Genomic DNA, 4,857 nt, shown 5'->3' with positions numbered 1-4,857 from the left:
TCATAACGTCGCGGAATTGCAGTTTTTGATAGATTGATGCGATGTCGGCTTGGTTGCGCGACAGGCGGTCCAATCCTTCCGAGAGCACCACTTCAAAGGCGCGGCCTTGCGCATCGCGCAAGAGTTTTTGGATGCCGCTGCGCATCAGGCTCGCGCCGGATACGGCCTTGTCGAAATAGGTATCCACGACTTCCAATCCCTGACGTGCTGCATGTTCGCGGCAGGACCGAATTTGGTCATCAATTGACGCATCCCGCTGCATGTCGGTGGAAAATCGGGCATAGATGACGGCGCGCAGAGGTTGGGTCATTACAAAAGTCCAAATGGGGCGATCTAGGCGGTGCGGTCATGATCAGCGCGGGCCAGGTCGCGTGCGAGGGCTTTGAGGAGGGCATGGAATCTCACTTGATCATCTGAGACGATCGCGCTTTTGACAAGGGCTTTGGCGGGGGCTTTGGCGGGGCGGGATGCGCAGGCGGATCCGGGCACCGTCTCCGGTGCCTCCCCCTTGCAAACATGCCTTTCCTGATCCCGCGCCATTGCGAGTTACTCCGACCGCCCCATCGGGCGCTGGCCCTGGGCTCATTGATGTTGATGTTTTTGGCAGGGTTAAGCTTGCCATCTTGTTCATCATCATAGCTGGAAACCTTTGAGATTGCGCCAGAAAACCGAGTGCGATTTGCACGAGAATGTTAATAACTATCAGATATTTGTGTGAAATCTGTGATCGACGGAGAGTTCCATGGAAAAGCCTGACACGTTTTTATGGCGATGTCTGGCGCCTTTGCTCCTGCGGGTGGTTGAGAAGGCCTATGAGCGGGCCTGACGAGGGCGAAAACCTGGATTTTTGAAAAACCGGGCGCGTCGTTGCGGGCATAGAGCTGCGATGATCCTGCACCCCAAATACCTCTTCTCGGGTGTCACCAGCGAAAAAGCCGCAGATGCGCCATGCTCTAAGGCCGAGACGCGCGTTGATGCCCGCTTTGAGCTTGCCCCAAAAGGCGGATCCTTTGGGGCAAGACAGGAAGGAGCCGGGTTTATGCAAGGTGCGGCGGCTCGAATGGCGGTCTCGGGGCCAAGGGAATGACTGTGGGCACGTCACTATCGGGGTGCCGATTGCGGACCCCATCCCGCAGCCCCACCAGATAGGGTACAATCTCCTCTCCATTCATATGCCCGGCCTCGTTCAGGGCCTTTGCAAGGGCCGTGAGGGCGGGGCGGTGGCGGTGGAGGACGGCCTCCATCCGCAAGGTCTGGCTGCCGAGGCGGCGTTGGATGGCAGCGCGCTCATCGGGGGAGACCGGGCGGGCGGCTGATTCAGAGGGCAAAGGTTCCCAAAGCAAGCCGTTGAGGCCGAGGCCGGAGCCGCGCTCGATGTGCAAGGCAAGCATGGTGGCACGGGCCAGATCAGAGTCTTGTCCCCCGCCCGCACCGCCAGAGGCCTGCCCAAGGATAAGTTGCTCGGCGCAGCGGCCTGCGAGGCTGTGGGCGATGTGGTTGTTATAGGCCGCGATGCCGGCGTCAGACGCCACGGTGGTCATCAGAATATGGCCGCCGCCGTTCGCGATCGACATCTCCTGCACCGCACCCAGACCCAAGGCTTGTGCCGCGATGGCATGGCCCGCTTCATGCACAGAAACGCGCCAGCGCAGCTCGGGGTGTGTGGGGGTGTCGGGTTTAAGGGCTGCAAGGAGGTGATCTTCGGTCAATGGTGCGGTTTGGGCCCGCGCGGCGGTTCTCGCCTTGCGGATGGCCCCGGCAAGGTCGGCGGGGGTTTTGCCACGAGCGGCCTTTACCAATGCGCCGAAATCCACGCCCGCCCAGTCCGGCCCGAGGTGATGGCGCAATTGCTGTTCCAGCGCCTTGGGGCCAGGCATAGGGACGGTGATATGGGTATCAAGCCGCCCCGGACGCAAGATTGCCGGATCGATGGCATCGACATGATTGGTGGCGCAGATCAGCATGATGCCCTCGGCGCCGCCGACCCCGTCGATCAGGGCCAAGAACTCATTGATCACTTGCTGGCGGTAGGAGGCGCCATGCTGGTCAGAGGCCGAGCGCGAGCCTGCGCTGTCCATCTCATCAATGAACATGAGACACGGGGCGGCGGCAGCGGCCGCGGCGAAACTCTCCCGCATGGACGCCAGCATGTTGCCCAGATGGCCTGCGGCTTGCCATTCCCCAAAGGTGGCGGTGATGAAGGGCAGGCCGCAGGCCTCGGCGATGCATTTGGCGGCAAAGGTCTTGCCGGTGCCGGGCGCGCCCACCAGAAGCAGGCCGCGCGGGATCTCGGCCCAAGGCAGCGCCCCGTCGGCATAGGCCTGCATATCGGCCACGAGGGTTTTGGCGGTCTCATAGAGTTCGCCTGTGCCCTCAAGATCTTGCAGAGGGGTGCGCCCTGTGGGGCCCGCAACCCGTGCCGCCAGTGCCTTGGCGACCTTGATCGTGGTGGGGGCGCGGAAGGCGGCAAGGATTTGCGGGCGGCTGATGTGGCGCAGGGCAGCATCCTCGGGCAACAGCGCCAAGAGCCGGGCTCGATCGACGCGGCCCGTGCGCGAATGCGTGTTGTGCAGCGCAAACAGCAGGGTCTCGCGGGTGATAGGTCCCAAGGATAATGGGGCAGGCAGGGCACCCCGCAGGTCCTTGGGCAACACCGCATCAGCGGGCAGAAGAACAATAAGCGGCGTGCGCAGGCCCATCGCCTCCTCCAGCGTTTTGACCGCGGTTTGCACCTCCGAGCTTGTCTTGCTGCTCGTGCTGGCCGGATAGAAGACCAGTTGAACGGTGTCGGGGGCCGGGGCCGATTGCAATGTCCGGATGACGGTGTGGCTCGGCGGAAAGAAGGCATGTTTGAGAATATCAGCCAGCAAGACCTGATCGGAAGCCGAAGATGTTTGCAAAACGGTCAGCGCGCCGTCCTGCGCCATCGCTTGGGCTGCATCTGGCCCGAGGCTTTGGGCAAGACGGGCGCAGAGCAGACTGGCCTCCACACTAACCAGCTGCATGGGCGTGCTGTGACCGGTGTGCGTTGCGGCCAGCATATCCTCATCCTCGGCAATCATGGCCTCGGCCTCGTTGCCATTGATGCAGTCCGCCGCAGAGGCGTTATCCCAAAAGTCCTTCATCTGCGCGGCCGAGGTTTTGGGCGTGTTCTTCGCCGCGCCAGGCAGACGGCTTTCGATGAAACGCTCCAGCAGGGTTTGGGCTGGTTTGGTCCAGACGGGGGAGGTGGGAGAAAACGATGGTGTCATATATGCATCCTTGTGCAGGAAATTGATTTGGTTCGTTCGCGGAATGATTTGCTTCGTGAGTTGCCTTAGCGACCGCGCAGGCCGGTAAGGCTCGGCAGGGTTACGGGGCGGCGGGGGCCGTGCGATTGCAGCTGGTCCAGATGAAAGGCCAGAAGCGCATCGCGCCGGGCGTGACTTGAGCGGTTTGGAAGGGTCGGGGCGACAGAGAGAGTATTGTGCAGCATGGCAAAGCTCCTTTGGCTTTGAGGGGGATTTTTAAGTCGCGGGTATCGGTCCCCGGCGCTTGGCCGGAGTTCGGGTAGGGGAAAAAACGGGGGGAGAGGGTCGAGGCTTACGGCTTCGGCAGCTTCGGAAAGAGCCGCTGGATCAGAGGCCACCAGCGATCCATCCGGTTTTGAAACTCTGTGGTATCATGGCCCGCCATGGCGCGGGTCAGAACAGCTTGGGTCTTGGGGCCGGTCAGGGCGATCTTCCGCCCGCCTTGGGCCTCCAGTGCCGCCTTGAGGACAGGCGCCCAAAGATGGCGTTTGTCAAAAACCTCGGATGCGACCGCGTTATTGACCACGGCCCCGATGGCATCGGGTGCAAAATTGCTGCCATCGCAGACCCGCCCTGCATGCAGCGAGGCCAAAGCCCCCAAAAGCGGGCGCAGGCCATCCTTGGTGAAAGCGGTCCAGTCTGGCAGCCCCAGATCAGCCGACATCGCCTGATACCAGATCTTTAGGCGGTTGCGGTCCGGAGCTGCGAGATGGGCAAAGACGGCCTGCGCCAAAAGATCGCCCGCCATGCCCGAGGCTGGCGTGACCACACCCAGAACCTCCACCAGCGCCCGGCCTTGCAGCCAGCGCCATTCGGCGGTGATCGTATCCCCGGCATCGGTGATGACGATCTGCTTCATCGTCAGCCTGCGGGATTGGATGCTTCTGACATAGCATCCCTCGTCAAAGGCCAGCACCTGCCCACCAGAGCGCCAGGTGAGATCCTGAAACGCTTGCAATTGCGTACGCTCGAGCGCCGCGCCATCCAGCGCCCAGACATGGAGCAAATGGTTTTGCTCATAAAACCGCGCACGCCCGCTGATGGTATCGCGCATGGGCGGCGCGACCTGCACATCAAACGACACCGACGCGTCGCCAAAATCCACCAGCACATCGGGTCGCCGCCGCGCCCCGTCTTGGGCAAGAGGCACCTCCAGAGCGGCATGTGCGACCGTGGGATCCGCCACCGCCGCCTGAAGGAACAGATGCTTGAGGCGAAGATGCCGCGCGCCCTCCTGCCGCCCGTTAAAAAATGCAGCCCCCAGATCCGAGGCCCGCATCGCATCCGGCGTCACCGCAGGGCAGCCCACCCCTTGTCCCGCAGCATGCGCAAAATGCGCCCGTTTGCCCGAGGTCGTCCCCGCCGCGGCAACCGACAGAACCCGCAGGTTCACCACGCCGTTGCAATGGCCGCACCGGTATTGAAGGCACCGCTCAAGCGCGAGATCCTCGGCACCCATCGGGTCCAGAAGGTCGGACACCCAGAGAAAGCGGCGCTTGGGGTCATCAGACCGATGGACGACCGTGATGGCGCGCGTGGTGGAGAGGGTGAAATTGGTTTGAAGCAT

General features: G+C 62.4%; 4 protein-coding genes. All 4 read right to left on the bottom strand.

Annotated elements, in window-relative coordinates:
• Nucleotides 1-310 (bottom strand): recombinase family protein (locus tag ACEN2J_RS20390; protein ID WP_442108536.1); only part of this gene is annotated, 310 nt, incomplete at its 3' end.
• A 727-nt stretch (nucleotides 311-1,037) separates the two neighbouring features.
• Nucleotides 1,038-3,251 (bottom strand): AAA family ATPase, encoded by a 2,214-nt coding sequence (locus tag ACEN2J_RS20385; RefSeq protein ID WP_442108534.1) that lies wholly within the window; start codon nucleotides 3,249-3,251, stop codon nucleotides 1,038-1,040.
• A gap of 65 nt (nucleotides 3,252-3,316) precedes the next feature.
• Complete coding sequence (locus tag ACEN2J_RS20380) at nucleotides 3,317-3,475, bottom strand: hypothetical protein (RefSeq protein WP_442108532.1); 159 nt, start codon at nucleotides 3,473-3,475, stop codon at nucleotides 3,317-3,319.
• 107 nt (nucleotides 3,476-3,582) lie between these two features.
• On the bottom strand, nucleotides 3,583-4,857 hold a 1,275-nt coding region (locus tag ACEN2J_RS20375), incomplete at its 5' end, for a competence protein CoiA family protein (protein ID WP_442108530.1).

The sequence above is a fragment of the Pseudorhodobacter sp. W20_MBD10_FR17 genome (assembly GCF_052119765.1).
Classification (GTDB): Bacteria; Pseudomonadota; Alphaproteobacteria; order Rhodobacterales; family Rhodobacteraceae; genus Pseudorhodobacter.
This window is presented reverse-complemented; position numbering and strand designations above follow the sequence as displayed.

Excerpts from the sequence above, each read along its gene's own strand:
- ACEN2J_RS20385 (WP_442108534.1), bottom strand. The coding sequence starts at position 3,251 with ATGACACCATCGTTTTCTCCCACCTCCCCCGTCTGGACCAAACCAGCC.
- ACEN2J_RS20380 (WP_442108532.1), bottom strand. The coding sequence starts at position 3,475 with ATGCTGCACAATACTCTCTCTGTCGCCCCGACCCTTCCAAACCGCTCA.